The following is a 17,026-nucleotide window of genomic DNA, read 5'->3' as shown; positions in this document are numbered from 1 at the left end:
TTAGCGAGTTCAGTGCGCGGGTGCCGTAGCCGCCTGCTTGCCGGCGAGCGCCCGCCCGAGCTTCGCCACGAGGCGCTTCGAGCCGACGAGCCCGAGGCGCAGGAATTCCGCGGGCAACGAGTGCTCGCCGTAGAGCGTCTTCGGCACGAGGTTCTTGAAGGAGTGGCTCCGCACGTTCTCGACCGCCCCGGGTAGCAGATAGAGGCGCAGGGGCGCCTCGGCCGCGGCGAGCATCCTGCGCATCGTGAAGAGCGAGGAGAAGAGCGAGAAGCGGGTCTCCCGCGGCGCGCGCAGCGAGGGGAACGCGTCGAGCAGCGCCGAGTTGCAGTTGTTCGTGAGCAGCGCGAAGGGCTTCCAGCGCTCGTTCTTGATGCGCTCCTCGGCCCGCAGGACCTCGCTCTTGCGCAACCGCACCGGCACCGCGATGGCGAAGGGAGGCATTCCCTCCCGCTGATACGCCTTGAGCTCCCGCTTGAAGAAGGGATTGGCGAAGAGGAAGCCCTCGGCCTTGTCCTGTCCCTCCTCGTGGATACGCCAGCCCTTCTCCGTGAACTCGTAGGCCTTGTTTCCCACGCGAACCACCGAATGACCGAACACCACGTAGTAGGGCGCGAAGATCCACTCCGCGTCGACGAAGTCCTCGGGTCCGGCGCGGTCGAAGGCTTCCTGCTGCTCGCCGAAGAGGCGCGCCGCCGGCGTGCGGCCCAGCACGCTCGCCTCGAGCGGGCGCTGCGCCTTGCGCGGGAGCTCGAAGGTACCGAAGGTCTTCACGGTGGGCGAGCGCGGCACGTAGTACCGATAGGCTTGGGCACTGCCGTATTCGCCCTCGATGCCCGTCGCTCCCTTGACCAGGCCGAGATGGCGCCGGGTCGGAATTCCGGCGGGCGCGCGAACCTCGGACCAGCTCTGGCCGTGGAAGGGATCGTAGAAGCTGTCCACGATCGTCTCGACCCCGTCGATGCTCGCGGTGTTGATGCCGTGATCCATCCTGCGTCGCCCGAGGGGCCCATCCATCCACACGCTCACGTAGCGGCGCTTGGCGTCGATCCCCGCCCGTTGCAAGAGCACGTTCATGAGCAGGGAGTGCTCGCGACAGACGCCCGCCTTCGTGGCCACGGCGGCGCCCAGCGAGACGATCTCCCCGTCTCTACGACGCTGGATACGCACGACCGTGTCGTGCCAGCGGATGCTGCCCCTCCCCACGGGCATGGCCTTGCGCACCGCCTGCCGCAGGAGATCGGCCTTCTGCCGCGCCGGCGTCGAGCTCCGACCGAGTTCGTCGGCGAGCTTCAAGAGCGGGGCGAGCGCGGAGTGCCCGAGGTCCACGAAGATGTGCGGCTGAATCCCGCCATGCTCGAGACTCCCCTCGACGATCGTCCGATCTCGGATGCGGACCGGCCCCCACGCGACGTCGTAGTCATGGAGGGCGCCTTGGAGGTGGGCCTCGACGGGCACGGCGCCCGCGACACCCATCGTCGCGCCGACGAGCACCACCGCGGCGAGGAGGCGCAAAGAGAACGATCGTGCGAGAGCCCGATGAGTGTTCATGGTCGTTGTGTTGTGGCTGCTGACTTCAAGTCTCATGCCATCCTGGACGAGGGCCCCCATCGCGCATACTCGCGTCATTCAAACCACTTGCGAAGCGCAGGCCGATCGTCAGCCTCGCGCCCCACCTAGCCACCTGACGCCGCTAGCATCCTGAGGCCCGAGTCCCCACGGGCTGCCGCATCTGCTACCGTGCGCGGGCCATGCGCGCCTTGGCCGCCTTGCCTGCCGGATTGCTCGGACTATTGACGGCCCTCGCCGCGGCCTGCTCGACGGGACGCGCCCCGGATCAGGACGGCCGCGTCTCCGATGCGGCGATGGCCGACCAGCGAGCAAGCGCCGACGGACGCGGCGACGGCACCGCGCTCGATGCGCGCCGGGACGCGCCGGGCGATGCGCGAACCCCGGACGGCCCACGCGGCGATGCCACCGCGGCCGATCGCGGCCCCTGCCAGCCGGTCGTCCCGCCGCGGGCGAACGCCATCGATCCCTGTCGGCTCGCGCACCGGCCGAGCGACCCACGGCACCTCTCCAGCCGCACGCCGACGGCGATCGAGTCCGTCACCGTACGCCTCGAAGCCACCGCCGGGGACGTCAAGAAGGTCGTCCTGCGCCTCTGGACCGGCGTGCTGCGCGAGCTCCCGATGACCCTCGAGAGCTCGAGCGCCGGGCTCGACATCTTCAAGGTCACGATCCCCGCCTCGGCGCGCCCGACCTATTACCGCTTTCGCCTCGAGGACGGCAGCGCCACGCTCTTCCTCACGGCCAAGGGGACGAGGACCGCCCCGACGGGGGCCGACGACTACTGGCTCGCGCCCACGGCCTCGGGAAAGACGCTGCACTACCCGACGGACCTCGCGCAGCCGGAGCTGCTGCTGCGCGGAGCCACCGGGAGCTACACCAAGGTGGCGATGAGCTTCGAGAGCCCGCTGCGCGCCGGCGCGACGAACCTCGGCGCCGCGAAGCAGGAGCTCTCCTTCTACCTGCGCGACGCGAAGACCGGGGTCGAGGACCGGCCGCCGGGGGGAGGCGACTACCGACTCCCCGCCGACCTCGACGAGGCGTGGCTCGAGAAGGGCACCCTCTTCGATGTGCCCCCCGAGCTGCTCGACCTCGGACTCGTGGACGTGCACACGCACCCCTTCGACGCGAGCTGGGCCTACGACCCGAGTCCCATGACCGCGCTCCTGCCCGCGAACGGCATCACCCACGCGCTGACCATGACGCCCGACACGATCGCGCTGCAGCTGAGCCGGCTCGCCGCGCTCCACAAGGCCCAGCGCTGGATCGTGCCCGTCGTGTGGGTCATCCCCGGGCAGCACGCGGTCGCCGACGTGGAAGACCTCCTCGCGCACCACGGCTTCAAGGCGATGAAGTTCCACCCGACGGTGCACAAGTTCCCCGCCGACGGCGCCATCGTCGATCCGTTCATGGCTCTGGCGGTGAAGTACAAGGTGCCCGTCGCCTTCCACACCGCCACCGACGACCCGAGCACCCCCACGCGCCTCGTCGCGCTTGCCAGGCGCTACCCGACGGTGCCGATCGTGATGATGCACACGAACCTCGGGGCCCTCGAGAAGGCCTCCACGCTCGCGCTCATCCAGCCCGTGCCGAACCTCTACGCGGAGACGAGCTGGATGAATCCGTCGTCGGTCCTCGAGGCGATGCGCACCCTCGACGCCAGCCGCACGCTCTTCGGCACGGACGCCACCGTGGACGGCCTGCAGCACTTCAGCAAGCAGAGCATCGCGAACCCTCAGGGGCAGTTCGTCTACACCGTGCCGCAGGTGATCGCGGAGGTGAAGGTGAAGGCGCATCCCGACGCCTACGCCAACTGGGCCCGCTTGACGGCGATCCGGCTCTACGGGCTGCGCTTCCGTCCCGATCCGGATCTCCTCGACACGGACGGAGACGGAACCCCTGACGCGACCGACGCCGACGCCGACAACGACGGGCGCGTCGGCGCCGCGGACCCCGCACCGCTGGACCCGTCTCGCTAAGTAACTGATATTACTTCTATTGCGCGTGCCGCGGCGCGCGCTAGACTTAAAGTAGTTTCTTAGGTGTGACCAGCTGGTCAAAGGCCGCCGAAGGATCTATGCTGCGCCCCGTCAACCATCCGAAGAGGCATGCGCATGTCGAAGGAACTGAGGTTCGATGACAAGGTTGCGGTGATCACCGGCGCGGGCAACGGACTCGGCCGATCGCACGCTCTGATGTTCGCGGCTCGCGGCGCGAAGGTCGTGGTGAACGACCTCGGCGGCGGCTTCACCGGCGGAGGCAAGGGCTCGGAAGCCGCCGACCGCGTGGTGGCCGAGATCAAGGCCGCCGGCGGGCAAGCGGTGCCGAACTACGACTCGGTCGAGGACGGCGCGAACATCATCAAGACGGCCATCGACGCCTTCGGCCGCGTGGACATCGTCGTGAACAACGCCGGCATCCTGCGCGACGTGAGCTTCCAGAAGATGACGCCGGAGGACTGGGACCTGATCTATCGGGTACACGTCCTCGGGGCCTATCGCGTCACGCACGCCGCCTGGAACCTGATGCGCGACCAGGGCTACGGCCGCATCATCATGACCGCCTCCGCCGCCGGCATCTACGGCAACTTCGGCCAGGCGAACTACAGCATGGCCAAGCTGGGCGTGGTCGGCTTCGGCAGCACCCTCGCCCTCGAGGGAGGCCGCCGCAACGTGCACGTCAACTCCATCGCGCCGCTCGCCGGCTCGCGCATGACCGAGACCGTGCTCCCCAAGGAGCTCCTCGACGCGCTCAAGCCCGAGTACGTCACGCCGCTCGTGATGTGGCTCTGCCACGAGAGCTGCGAGGAGAACGGCGGCCTCTTCGAGGTGGGCGGCGGCTTCTTCGGCAAGCTGCGCTGGGAGCGGGCCGAGGGCCTCATGCTGCGCACCGGCCGGAACATCACGGTCGAGGACGTGAAGCGCGCGTGGCCCAAGATCACGGGCTTCGACAAGGTCACGCACCCCGCGAACGTGGCCGAGTCGCTCCAGCCGATCCTGACGAACGCGCAGGCCGGGCCGAGCAAGGGGGGCAACGAGTTCATCGACGTGGACGCTGCCCTCGGCTACGAGTTCCCCGAGGTCAGCTCGAGCTACAAGGAACAGGAGGCGGCCTTCTACGCCCTCGCCGTCGGCGCGGCGGCCAATCCGCTCGACGAAAAAGAGCTGCCGCTGGTCTACGAGATGCACGGCAAGGGCTTCAAGGTGCTTCCCACCTTCGGCGTGATCCCGGCGCTCTCGACGATCATGGAGCAGGCCAAGAAGGGCGTCACCGCGCCGGGCCTGAACTACGGCTTCGACCGCATCCTGCACGGCGAGCAGTTCACGCAGGTCATGCGGCCGCTCCCGAGCAAGGCCACGCTCAAGCACCGCGTGAAGATCAAGGACATCTACGACAAGGGCAAGAACGCGGTGGTGGTCACGGAGATCAAGTCCTTCGACGAGGACGGCGAGGAGCTCGTGCGTAACGAGCTGACGGCCGTCGTGCGCGGGGCCGGCGGCTGGGGCGGCGACCGCGGTCCGTCGAACGACGTGGCCTACCCCGAGCGCGCCCCCGACGCGAAGTTCGAGGCCAAGATCCCCGAGAACCAGGCCCTCCTCTACCGCCTCACGGGGGACTGGAACCCGCTCCACGCGGACCCCTCCTTCGCCAAGGCCTTCGGCTTCGAGAAGCCGATCCTGCACGGCCTGTGCACCTACGGCTTCGCCGCGCGGCAGGCCATCACGGCCTTCTGCGACGGGGACCCGAGCCTCTTCAAGAGCATCCGGGTGCGCTTCGCGGACAGCGTCTTCCCCGGCGAGACGCTCGTCACCGAGCTCTGGAAGGAGTCCAAGAACCGGATCCTCGCTCGCTGCAAGGTCAAGGATCGGGACAAGGTGGTGCTGACCAACGCCGTGATCGAGCTCTACGATGAGGTGCCCAAGAAGAAGGAGAAGGCCAAGGCGGCGGCCGCACCGCAAGCGGGAGCTCCGGCAGCGAGCGCCGAGCCGGCCAGCGCGGACGTCTTCACCGCCATCGGCGGCTACTTGAAGGCGAACCCCGACATGGCGGGCAAGGTCCAGACGGTCTTCCAGTTCAAGCTGTCGAACCCCGACTCGCTCTACACGCTCGACCTCAAGAACGGCTCGGGCTCCTGCACCGTCGGTGAGACGGCCAAGTCCGAGTGCACGCTCGAGCTCTCGGACGCCGACTTCATGGACATGTGCACGGGCAAGGCCGACCCGAACAAGCTCTACTTCGGCGGCAAGCTGAAGATCTCGGGCAACGTGATGGCCTCGCAGAAGCTGACCTTCCTGCAGAAGATCGACCCGGCGATGGTGATGGCCGCAGCCAAGGCGCGCGTGGCGTCGGGCGGCGGCGGAGCGGCGACGGGCGCGACCGCGGCGGCCCCCGCCTCGGACAAGCTGACCAGCGCGGACGTCTTCGCGGCGATCCGCGACTACGTGCAGAAGAACGCCGAGACGGTGAAGGCCATCGGGGTGGTCTTCCAGTTCCGGCTCACCTCGCCGGAGAGCGTCTGGACCGTGGACCTGAAGCAGGGTGCCGTGGACGCGGGCGAGGCCGCGAAGTCCGAGTGCACGCTCGAGCTCTCCGACGAGAACTTCATGGCCATGACCTCCGGAAAGGCCGACCCGCAGAAGCTCTACTTCGGCGGCCAGCTCAAGATCTCCGGCAACGTGATGGCCTCGCAGAAGCTGTCCTTCCTGCAGAAGATCGACGTGAACCAGGCCAAGGCGGCCATCACGGCGGCGCGCGCGTCGGGCGCGGGGCAGGCGGCTGCGGCCACGACGGGGCCGAAGAAGGCCGAGAAGGTGGCCGGCCTGGTCTTCGAGAAGCTGGCCACGCGCCTCGCCGCGAAGCCGGACCTCGCGGCAGAGGTCGGCGCGGTGGTCTGCTTCAAGGTGGACGGTCAGGCCTGGACAGTGGACTTCAAGCAGAAGGGCACGATGAAGTCCGGGGCCGACGCCACGGCCGAGACGACCGTGACGATGGATGACGAATCGCTCGGGCAGGTGGCCAAGGGCGAGCAGACGCTGCAAGCTCTCTTCCAGAACGGCAAGGCGCGCGTGGACGGGGCGATGCGCCCGGTACACAAGGTGGCCCTGCTGATGGCGGGATTGCTCTAGCTCTCGAGCTGCGTTCGAACGGCCGCCCGCGCGGCGGCCCAAGGAGGTCTGAGGAATGCCACGCAAAGTGAACGTGATCGGCGTCGGGATGGTGAAGTTCCAGAAGCCCGGCGCGAGCGACCCCTATAACGTGATGGCGGCGAACGCCGCGCGCGCGGCTCTGGCCGACGCCGGCGTGGACTACAAGGAGGTCCAGCAGGCCGTCTGCGGCTACGTCTACGGCGACAGCACCTGCGGTCAGCGCGCGGTCTACGAGGTGGGCCTGAGCGGGATCCCGGTCTTCAACGTGAACAACAACTGCTCGACGGGTTCGAGCGCGCTGATGCTCGCGGCGCAGGCGGTGGCCGGGGGCCTCGCCGAGTGCGTGATCGCGATCGGCTTCGAGCAGATGGAGAAGGGCGCGCTCGGCTCGAAGTACACCGACCGCACGAACCCCCTCGACCGGCACGCCGGGCTGATGAACGACGTGCAGGGCTTCACCGAGGCTCCGCCGGCGGCGCAGATGTTCGGCGGCGCGGGACGCGAGTACCGCTGGAAGTACGACACCAAGCGCGAGACCTTCGGACAGGTGGCCGTGAAGGCCCGCGACCACGCGAGCCGCAATCCGCTCGCCATGTTCAACGAGAAGATGACTCTGCAGCAGATCATGGAGTCGCAGGAGGTCTTCGACCCGCTCACGCGCTTCCAGTGCTGCCCGCCGACCTGCGGCGCAGCCGCGGCGATCCTCTGCTCCGACGAGTTCGCCCGCAAGAAGGGGATCTCGAACCCGGTCTACATCGCCGCGCAGTCGATGAAGACCGACTTCGCGACGAGCTTCGACGAGAAGAGCATGATCAAGATGTGCGGCTACGACATGGCGGTGGCCTCGGCGAAGGAGGCCTACGAGAAGGCCGGCCTCGGTCCGAAGGACATCCAGGTCATCGAGCTGCACGACTGCTTCACGGCCAACGAGATCCTGACCTACGAGGCGCTCGGCCTCTGCCCCGAGGGGGGCGCCGAGAAGTTCATCTGGGACGGGGACAACACCTACGGCGGCAAGTGGGTCACGAACCCGTCGGGCGGCCTCCTCTCGAAGGGACATCCCCTCGGGGCCACGGGGCTCGCGCAGTGCACGGAGCTCGTATGGCAGCTCCGCGGCCAGGCCGACAAGCGCCAGGTGCCGAACGCCAAGGTCGCGCTCCAGCACAACCTGGGCCTCGGCGGCGCCTGCGTGGTCACGATCTACCGTAAGGACTGATCCCCCCCCTCTTTTTTTCCCGCGCCGCCCTCTCGGCCCCCCGCCCTCTTCGCGCCCCCCCTCGCCCGCCTCGGGCCCCGCCGTTCGGGACGCCCCCTCGGCACACGCCCCCCATCGTGCCATACTCACCTCCGCGGGGGGCGGTGGAGGGCGTCGTGGACAACCTCGGCACGGCCAGCGAACCCGCGTCGCGCACGATTCCCGAGGAGCTCATCGGTCGCGAGGTAAGCGCGCGGGCCCTCAGCCCCTTCTTCGAGGCCGCGCGACGCAAGGGCCTGGACCCCGAACGGCTCGCGAACGGCACGGGCTACGACCTTGCCCAGCTACGAAGTCTGAACCAGCGCATCTCGTGGGCCGCGTTCGCGCGCTTGATGGCGAACCTCGGTGAGGTATTCAACGACGAGGAGCTCGTAGAGCTCGGGTCGTCGTTGCTGGACTCACCCTACCTGCGCGTGCTGGTCGTGCCCGCACGGCTCCTCTTCTCCCTCGCCGACACCTATCGCTGGGCCTTTTCCCCCGGGGGACCGGCCGCGCGCCTCGTGGTGGGTCCGGAGACCAGGATCCTCGAGGTCACGCCGGGCCTGCTGAGGATCGAGGTGCGCATGCGACCCGGCTACGCACCGTCGCGCGAGAATCACCTCGTCCTGCAAGGGGTCCTGCACGGCCTGGCGCGCTTCTTCGGCGCCCACGAAACCGAGGTCACCCAGAGATCCCTGCCGGACGGAGCCGTCTTCGATATCCGGATCCGGCGGAAGACGGGCGCCCTCGCGTCGCTGCGCAGCTCGTGGACCTGGCTGCGCACCGCGTGGTCCGTTGGCGACGAGCTCCGCCGAGCCCACGAAGAGCTCGACGAGCGCTACCTCGAGCTGCAGCGCGAGATCGCGGAGCGCAACCGCAGCGAAGCAGAGCGACAGCGGCTGGAAGCGCAGCTTCTCCAGGCCCAGAAGCTCGAGGCCCTGGGACGGCTGGCGGGAGGTGTGGCCCACGACTTCAATAACCTGCTGCAGGTCATCCTCGGCCAATCGGGGCTGCTCCTCCTCGAACTGCCGAACGGGCACGCCGCGCGCGCGGGGCTCGAGGAGATCGAGAAGGCCGCGCAGCGAGCGGCCGGGCTGACGCGTCAGCTCCTCGCCTTCAGCCGGCAGCAGGTGGTCGAGCCCCAGGTGCTCGATCCGAACGAGGTCGTCACCGAGCTCGGCAAGATGCTGCGCCGCCTGGTCGGTGAAGACGTGGAGCTGGCGATCGTCGCCCGTCCCGGCGTGGGGCGTGTCAAGGCGGACCGCGGGCAGCTCGAACAGGTGGTCCTGAACCTCGTCCTGAACGCGCGCGATGCCATGCCCCGGGGCGGAAAACTGACCCTCGAGACCGACCACGTGGTCCTCGATGCAGCCTACGAGCGAGGTCATCTCGGCGCCGCGCTCGGCCCGCACGTGCTTCTCGCCGTCAGCGATACCGGCATCGGCATGGACGCGGCCACCCAGACACGCATCTTCGAGCCCTTCTTCACGACCAAGCCCAAGGGCAAGGGCACGGGCCTGGGACTCGCGACAGTCTTCGGCATCGTCAAGCAGGCAGGTGGTAGCGTGGGCGTCTACAGCGAGCCGGGGCGGGGCACGACCTTCAAGGTCTACCTGCCCTGCACCGAGGAAGAACCCACCACAGCGGCCTCCCTTCCCGACCTCTTCTCGACGGGAGGCTCGGAGACGATCCTGGTCGTGGAGGACGACGCTCAGGTGCGCGCCGTGACCCGTGAGGTGCTCCTGCGCGGCGGCTACCGCCTGCTCGAGGCGGCCACCCCCGAGGCCGCCCTCGCCGCGGCGCGCGCGCACGCCGGTGAGATCGATCTCCTGCTCTCCGACGTGGTGCTGCCGCAGATGAACGGTCGGGAGCTCGCGGAACTGCTCCTCCTCGAGCGGCCGCGGACGAAGGTCATCTACATGTCCGGCTTCACGGCCGACGCCATCTCCGGCCACGACCTCCTGCGCACCGACGCTGTCCTCTTGCAGAAGCCCGCCAGCCCCGAGCTCCTGCTACGGCGGGTGCGCGAGGCGCTCGACGCGCGACCGTGAACCTGCACGCCGAGACTCGGCCGACATCACTGCGCCGAGGGAATCCCCAGGCGCTTCATCTCGTCGCGCAGCTTCAAGGAAGCCATCTCGTCGCGCGTGACCTCCTTCTCGCGGCGGCCCTTCGCATCCAGCACGAAGTAGCGCCACCCGGCCTGGCCGTTCTTCTTCACGAAGAACTGCTCCTCGTGAAAGGTCCCGTCGGAGAAGCGATAGAACTTCGACTCGGTGGTCTTGCCCTTGCCGACGCGACGCAGGATCAAGGCCTTCACGGCCCCGTCGGCCGCGTTGAAGAAGGTGACCTCGGCCTGACGCGTCCGCTCCACGCCCAGACTCCCGTCCGCCGGGTGCTCGAAGACCGAGTGCTTCGCCTTGATGCCGGCACCAAGTATGTAGGAGCCGTCATGGGTGACCTTGGCGTCGAAGAGCTCCATCCCCCCGCTCCCGGGGAACTGCGGACGGTCCGTCCCGGCCGCGTGCGCGTCCATGATGCCGAGCGCCATCCGCGCCGTGTAGGCCGCGCGCTGTCGCAGCGCGATCGGCACGTTGCCCTGCCGCAGCTCGGTCACGGGGCTATAGGCCGGTTTTGCAGACGCGCTCTTGGGGGCCGCGTGGGCCGACGGTGCGGCAAGACCCAGGACAGCGCAGACAACCAGAACCATGCGTCTTTTTGCGCACATGGCAGCTCCTCTTGGTGGATGTGATGCCGGAACTCCATGCATGCGATGTGCCAGGTCGTGCGCGAGATAATGGTCGTAATTTTGAGCGGTTGGCGAGAGCGGCGAGCACTCCTGCCGGCGGGAGTAGCCGTCCACCTGCGCGCGCCGTCCGGCGCGGCGACCGACGAGCCGTTTGGATCCAGAGACTTGGGCGGCGGCCGGGATGGCTCCCGAGGGCTCCGCTCCGCGGGGGGCCGGGCGACGAGAGGGGATCTCGGCGTTCTACCGCGGCACGTCGAGCTGCGTTTGCTTCTTCCCGTCGCGCACCACCAGCGCCCCGCGCGGGGTGGCCAGCGGATTCTTGCTCGCCTTCTCCAGACTGGCCCAGGGGAACATCACGTACCCCGTGACCGGCCGGCCAGCGTCGAGGAAGCGGAAGAAGACCTGGAAGCCGCCGTCCTTGTTGTACTGGTCGTCGCGGCTGTAGCGGGCCGGGATGGGCCGGAGCCCCGTGTCGAGATACGGCCCCTGGTAGTTGAGGTTCGTCTCGAGCGCGCGCGTGACCTTGATACGCGCGACCTGGATCGGGGCTGCGGCTGGATTCGTGCGACGCCAAGCGTCCGCCAGCCAGCCTCGCGCCGCGGTCGTGACCTTGTTCCGGGTATCGCGATCGCGGATCGCGCGGGCGGCGATATCCGCGCGTGCCGCGGAGCACACGCCAAGGACCAGGAGCAGGCCCGCCGCGGCGGACAATACACTCCGAACCGTACGCTGAACGCGCATTTCCTTCACTCCGTGATGGTTGCGGAGGCCGCTATGGCAAGGTCCATGCCCTCGGGGCAGCACGGCCAACAGTCGGAAAAGACGCCGCTGCCGGCCCGCCCGCGGCGCGACGCGCCACCGATTCCCAGAGATCCGGGATGATCCTCGTCGAGAATCGTGGATCAGCGCGTCTCGACCACCACGACACGATCTGCTTATTCCGCGGCGCTCAGGGGATGAGGCAGGGCGCCTCGGGATCGTGCGCGGCAAAGCGCACTCGGGCCCTCGCCTCGCACGCGCTCCCGTAGCTGTAGCGGCAGCCGAGCACGCAGGTGTCGTAGACCCCGAGGTCCACCTCCTTGCTGCAGCCGCAGTCGGGGCGGCACGGTTTGTCCGGAAGGCGACGCGCGGCGAGCGCCGGATAGACGCGGGCGGCCCAGGCGAAGCTGTTGCACTCGGCCCGGGGAGCGCCGAGCGCAGCTCGCAGCTCGGGGCTGCAGCAGACAGTCAGCGAGAGCCCCGCCTCGCGCGCGAGGTCCGCGAGACGCCCGGCCAGGTCTACTTGTGCTGCCAGTGGAACCTCGGGGACCTGGTCGCGCGTCTCGTGCGCGTAGGCCCGGAGGTCCGGCGCGACCTGCCGCGCGTAGGAGGTGAGAAACGAGATCGCCACGCGATCCACCTGACCCGCGAGGCGCTCGGCCAGGCGCGCGAAGGTCTCCAGGTGGTGCGCGGCAGGATAGCGGCTCGAGACGAAGACCGGGTCGTAGCGCCAGAGGATCGCGCTCGCCGGCACGCGGCGGGCGAGCTCGGTCACAGCCTCGAGGGCCCGCTCAGGCGCCGGCACGTGCGGCTCCACCGCGGTCCCTCCGAGGCCGGTGACCGTCACGTTCCAGAGCACGGGGTACCCGCGCGCGATCACCCGCTCGAGCACCGGGAAGAACGGGCGCGGCCACTTGCTCCAGAAGGCGAAGTGCGTGACCTCCTCGGGGCGCAGGCTGCAGCGCACGCGGCGCGGTGGGCCGAGCGGCACGTACTCGGCGAACCCCTCCTCGAGGCGCCGCGCGAACCAGGGTCCGAAGAGGGCCGGGATATCCGTCCGCCGGCTCACGCTGACGGCGCGCGCCTCCGGAACCAGCGACGACGCGCTCCACACGGCGCTACCGACGGAGGGCGAGCTGGGTGAGCGCCGCTTGCATGCGCCGCTCAACCTCCGAGGCGCACCGGGTGACGTAGTCCGGGTCGGCGGCCGCCTCCTCCCCGGTCCGCTCCGGCACGAAGGGCGGCAAGATGGACATCCGCACCTGCACCGGCAAGGGCAGATACGGTGGCGGAGGACCGAGGGTGAGTCCCCACGGAACGCTCAGCGTGAGGGGCCAGACCTTGAAGCGCAGCACCCGGTCGGCGCCCAGCGCGCGCGAGAGCCAGCGCAGGTCGTCCAGGATGAGGAAGCTCGAGTGCGAGCCCGCCGCCACGACCGGGACCACCGGGACTCCCGTCGCGATGGCCAGCCGCATGTAGCCGCGCCGCCCGTCGAAGACCAGGCGGTGGCGGTGCCGGAACGGCCGCATGGCCTCCACGTCTCCGCCCGGGTAGACCAGGGTCTTGTGCCCCGCGGCGAGGAGGCGTCGCGCGTTGTCGTGGTTCGCGCGCACGGCGCCCAGGGTGCGGGCGATCTCCCGCAAGAGCGGCAGCTCCATCACCAGCTCGTGCGCGAGCCCGTACGGCACGGCTGTCAGGCCATGCGCCCGATAGACCGCTGCGGCGAAGATGAGCGTGTCGACGGTGTAGATCCCGCCGCTGTGGTTGCCCACGTAGAGCGCGGCGCCCTCGGGGACGTGCTCGGTCCCCCGCACCTCGGCGCGGTGGTAACGCCCGGCGAGCCGCTCCGTGAGCTCGGCGAGCCCTTCGATGATCCTGGGGTCTCGGACGGGGATCTCGTCCGCTGAATACCGCTGCACGCTGCCTGACCTCGTCTCCCGAGGTTAGCACGGCGTACGCGCCACGCACGCGCCACCCCCATACGCCCGTCAGACGAGCTCGTCCACGTCCCGCCGGATGAGACCGCTCACCCCCGCCACCTTGCGATACCGATCCTCCGTCGCCGCGGCGGGCCCCCCCGGCGCCCCGGTCGTCGAACCGGAGTGGAAGACCAGCGCCGAGAGGTTGCCCTTGCCATCCACGGCCATGCTGGGGTTCTGGAGCAAGAAGGCGCGCACCGCGGGCGTGAGACGCTGCACCTTGATCCAGATCTGGCGGGGCCAATCGGTGGGCATCCGGAGCGTGGCCCCCCATTTGAGCTTCGCCCGGAGCTGCCGCGATTCCCAGTATGGGCGCGCCCCGACAACGTTAAGCCCGGTCAGACCCCGCGCGTTGGCCCAGCGAAGCGCAGCAAGGTAGATCGCGGAGGCCACGCCCTCGCGGTAGAGCCGCGGATCCCCGTCGGTGCAGCCGATCCAATGGAGAAATCCCAGCTCCCCTTTGGCCTCCACCACGCCGCCGCCTACCCAAGCGTCGCCCTGGTAGATCTGGAGCAGCTCGCTGCGGGCGAAGGCCTGTCGCATCTCCTCGCGGGTCGCGGGCAGCGCGATCGCACCGTGGCGCACGCGCATGCTGGGCTCGTACATGGTGGCGAAGAAGCGCTCGAGGTCCTCGTCCCGGCGGGAGGGCTTTCGCTCCGTATCGAAGCCGTTCTTGCGCACCAGGCGCAGCTCCTCGCCACGCAGCCCCTTCGGCAACCGGTCGTAGAGCTCGGTCCACGTGCCGTGCGCCGGAATCACGCACTCGACGTGGTACGGCACGACGAACGCCCGCTCCGGGGCGAACGCCTGCGCGCGCTCCCCGTCCGCCTCCACCAACACCAGATCCCCCGGAAGCTCCTGCGGCCTCCGGAGCTGACGGAGGAGCAGCGTCCGTCGCCCCACCTCCCGGGGCGGCTGCGGGAAGAGCAGCTCGCGGTAGAAGAGCCAGCTCCCCGCGCTCAGGCCCCCGGCGGCCACGGTGAGCGGACCGGCAGGCGTCTCGCCGCGAAACACCCCGAGCCGGACATACGGCCGGTGGCGCAGCGCCTCTTCGTACGCGAGGCGCAGCCGCTCGCGGAGGGCCGGAGGCGTGGCGGCGACGAGGCGCCGTGCAAGGGTGCGGAGGCTCGAACGTGGATCGAGGTTCATCGTGGCAAACCGTTCGAGAAGACCTGCGAGGCCAAGCGATGCGGTCTCAGAAGTGCGTCGGCTCGCGCTTGAGCAGCCGGCCGCGACCGACGGTGCCGACGAACTTCCCGTCCCTGGCGGCGACCTCGCCGCGCACCGTCACCACGTGCGGGCGCCCCTTGACGGGCCAGCCGTCGAAGGGGTTGTAGTCCACCGCCATGACCTGCTGCGAGGCGCTGATCTTCCCCTCGTAGGCCGGGTCGTAGACCACCAGGTCCGCGTCGCTGCCCACCTGGATGGCTCCTTTGCGCGGGTAGAGGCCGAAGAGCTTGGCCGCCTGCGTGCTCCCCACGTCCACGAAGCGCTGCAGGTCCAGCTTCCCGGCCTTCACGCCGTAGGTGTAGAGCAGGTTCACGCGATCTTCGAGAGCCGGGATGCCGTTCGGGATCTTGGTGAAGTCGTCCTTGCCCATCGGCTTCTGCGTCGAGAAATCGAAGGGCGCGTGGTCGGTGGCCACGGTGCAGACGATGCCGTGGCGGAGCGCATTCCAGAGCACGGACTGGTTGCGCTTGTCCCGGAGCGGCGGCGACATGACGAACTTCGCCCCCTCGAAGTTCGGGCGCTCGGCGTAGGTCATGTCGAGCAGGAGGTACTGGATCAGCGTTTCCACCCAGACGTTGACCCCGCGCAGCTTGGCGTCGAGCGCGGCGCGCAGCGCCTCCTCGCACGAGAGGTGCACGATATAGACGTGCGCGTCGTGGAGCTCGGCGAAGGTCATCAGGTGGTGCGTCCCCTCGGCCTCGATCAGGGGCGGGCGGCTGTGGTAGTGCCACTCGGGCCCGGTCTTACCCTCGCCGAGGAGCCGGCGCTGCAGCTCGACCACGGCGGTCTCGTTCTCGCAGTGGGCGGTGGTCATCACGCCCAGCTTCTTCGCCAGGCGCAGCGTGTGGAAGAGCTCCGTGTCGTCGATCCCGAAGGCCCCCTTGTAGGCCAGGAAGATCTTGAAGGAGGGGAGCCCCTGCCCGACGATCTCGGTCAGCTCGCGCTCGATCCCCTCATCGAAGCGCGTGACGGCCATGTGGTAGGTGAAGTCGCAGGCCGACTTCCCCTCGGACTGGCTGTTCCAGGTGGAGAGCGCGGCCAGGGGCTGGTCCTTGCGCGTGGGGATGACGAAGTCGATGAAGCTGGTGGTGCCTCCCACGAGCGCCGCCTGGCTACCCGTGGTGTAGTTGTCCTTGGAGAATGTCCCCATGAAGGGCAGGTAGATGTGCGTGTGGGGGTCGATGAACCCCGGAAAGACGTACTTGCCCGTCGCGTCGATGACCGTCGCGCCGGGGGGTGGCGCGAGGTTCTTGCCGATGCGGGTGATCGTCTCGCCCTCGCAGAAGATGTCCGCCACGTACCGCTCGCTAGCGGTCACGATCTCGCCGTTCTTGATCAGCAGGCTCATGGGTACCCTCCCTCCGAGAGGGCGACTCTACACCAAGTATGTAGGGGGAATAGAGGGGTGTCAGCGCCCGGCGGGCCGCGGGACGTCGGGGCACCGCGTCAGAGGTGGGCCACGGAGAGCTTCGCGAACTGCACGCTGACCCGCCCCTGCGTGGCCTGCGGGTACGCGCCGGCCTTGAAGTAGTTGTCCCAGGTCCAGTACGAGATGTCGCGGTTCAGCTTCTCGCTGCCGTTCACGGTCACGATCAGGCGACTCCCCTGGACCTTCACCTCGTAGTCCACGTACCCCGAGTAGCTGCCGCAGCTCACCTTGTTCTCCGTGTTGCCGGACTTGTCCGCCTTGTAGCGGATGAGCAGGACCCCGTCCTCGAAGACCAGCCGCGTGAGCGGCGGGGCGCTCTGACCGTCCGAGCCGATCCCGTGGATCTGAAGCACCGTGATCTTGTTGGGCGAGAGGGTGTTCTGCACGACCTTGCAGCGAGCCGTCAGGACGTGCGTCCCGCTCGCGGCGTTCCAGTTGGGGCGGTCGCTGTTCGGCGTGAGCTGCTCGCGCAGCTCCGAGCGCACGTAGCTCGAGTTGGAGGTCGAGCCCTTCTCCGCGGCGTCGAGCGAAAAGACGAGCTCCTTCGACGCTCCGTCGAGATAGAAGTGCCCGTCGGAAAAGCCCGCGAGCAGCTCTCGGGGTTGGACGTCCCGGGGCCCGGGGAGCTGGAGCTTCCAGTGCCCGAGGTCGAAGAGGTCGGCTGGCTGCGACCCACGGGCATCGCCCGGACGCGCCGGACCATCGGCGAGGCCGGCGGCGGCGTCGGCCAGCACCGCGGCGGCGTCCGCCAGCACCGCGGCGGCGTCCGCAGATCGCCAGGACGGCGGGAGAGGCCCGGCATCTTCTCCGCGCGGCGCCTCCCCGGTGCAGCCCGCGAGCGCCGCGAGAGCCGCGGCGAGGGGCAGACACAGGAGCTGGGAACGAGCTCGGCGTATGGCTCTGGCCTCCACGGGCCACAGCCAGCAAGGAATG

Annotated in this window: 12 protein-coding genes; 4 read left to right on the top strand and 8 right to left on the bottom strand. The window is 69.1% G+C overall.

Translation table 11 applies throughout. The features are described from left to right. Positions 1-9: 9 nt before the first annotated feature. Positions 10-1,584 (bottom strand): transglutaminase domain-containing protein, encoded by a 1,575-nt coding sequence (locus IT371_15615; protein ID MCC6749088.1) that lies wholly within the window; start codon positions 1,582-1,584, stop codon positions 10-12. A gap of 164 nt (positions 1,585-1,748) precedes the next feature. On the opposite strand from IT371_15615, the gene IT371_15610 reads away from it, so the two are divergent. The 4 genes from IT371_15610 (at position 1,749) to IT371_15595 (ending at position 9,998) form a co-directional block, all read left to right on the top strand. Further along, complete coding sequence (locus tag IT371_15610; protein MCC6749087.1) at positions 1,749-3,545, top strand: amidohydrolase family protein; 1,797 nt, start codon at positions 1,749-1,751, stop codon at positions 3,543-3,545. A 135-nt stretch (positions 3,546-3,680) separates the two neighbouring features. Further along, positions 3,681-6,692, top strand: a complete 3,012-nt coding sequence (locus tag IT371_15605; protein MCC6749086.1) for an SDR family NAD(P)-dependent oxidoreductase — start codon at positions 3,681-3,683, stop codon at positions 6,690-6,692. Between the two features lie 55 nt (positions 6,693-6,747). Next, positions 6,748-7,929 (top strand): lipid-transfer protein, encoded by a 1,182-nt coding sequence (locus IT371_15600; protein ID MCC6749085.1) that lies wholly within the window; start codon positions 6,748-6,750, stop codon positions 7,927-7,929. A gap of 155 nt (positions 7,930-8,084) precedes the next feature. Then, positions 8,085-9,998 carry a response regulator gene (locus tag IT371_15595; GenBank protein MCC6749084.1) on the top strand — a complete coding sequence of 638 codons (1,914 nt, stop codon included), beginning with the start codon at positions 8,085-8,087 and terminating at the stop codon, positions 9,996-9,998. 26 nt (positions 9,999-10,024) lie between these two features. Here IT371_15595 and IT371_15590 read toward each other — a convergent pair whose 3' ends face one another. The 7 genes from IT371_15590 to IT371_15560 form a co-directional block, all read right to left on the bottom strand. Continuing rightward, positions 10,025-10,657 carry a hypothetical protein gene (locus tag IT371_15590; protein MCC6749083.1) on the bottom strand — a complete coding sequence of 211 codons (633 nt, stop codon included), beginning with the start codon at positions 10,655-10,657 and terminating at the stop codon, positions 10,025-10,027. Between the two features lie 279 nt (positions 10,658-10,936). Next, positions 10,937-11,437 (bottom strand): hypothetical protein, encoded by a 501-nt coding sequence (locus tag IT371_15585; GenBank protein MCC6749082.1) that lies wholly within the window; start codon positions 11,435-11,437, stop codon positions 10,937-10,939. A gap of 208 nt (positions 11,438-11,645) precedes the next feature. Then, a complete protein-coding gene (locus IT371_15580; GenBank protein MCC6749081.1) occupies positions 11,646-12,524 on the bottom strand; it encodes a DUF1848 family protein in 879 nt (292 codons plus the stop codon). A gap of 49 nt (positions 12,525-12,573) precedes the next feature. Continuing rightward, entirely contained in the window at positions 12,574-13,374 is an 801-nt protein-coding gene (locus IT371_15575) for a 1-acyl-sn-glycerol-3-phosphate acyltransferase (protein ID MCC6749080.1), read from the bottom strand. A gap of 69 nt (positions 13,375-13,443) precedes the next feature. Continuing rightward, on the bottom strand, positions 13,444-14,583 hold the full coding sequence (locus tag IT371_15570; GenBank protein MCC6749079.1) for a hypothetical protein: 1,140 nt from the start codon (positions 14,581-14,583) through the stop codon (positions 13,444-13,446). Between the two features lie 46 nt (positions 14,584-14,629). Beyond that, complete coding sequence (gene hydA / locus IT371_15565) at positions 14,630-16,012, bottom strand: dihydropyrimidinase (GenBank protein MCC6749078.1); 1,383 nt, start codon at positions 16,010-16,012, stop codon at positions 14,630-14,632. Positions 16,013-16,110: 98 nt separating this feature from the next. Continuing rightward, on the bottom strand, positions 16,111-16,848 hold the full coding sequence (locus IT371_15560) for a polysaccharide lyase family 7 protein (GenBank protein MCC6749077.1): 738 nt from the start codon (positions 16,846-16,848) through the stop codon (positions 16,111-16,113). Positions 16,849-17,026: the final 178 nt, after the last annotated feature.

This window comes from Deltaproteobacteria bacterium (genome assembly GCA_020848905.1).
Lineage (GTDB): Bacteria > Myxococcota_A > Polyangia.
Note: the sequence above shows the minus strand (reverse complement) of the source record. Positions and strands in the feature narration are given on the sequence as shown.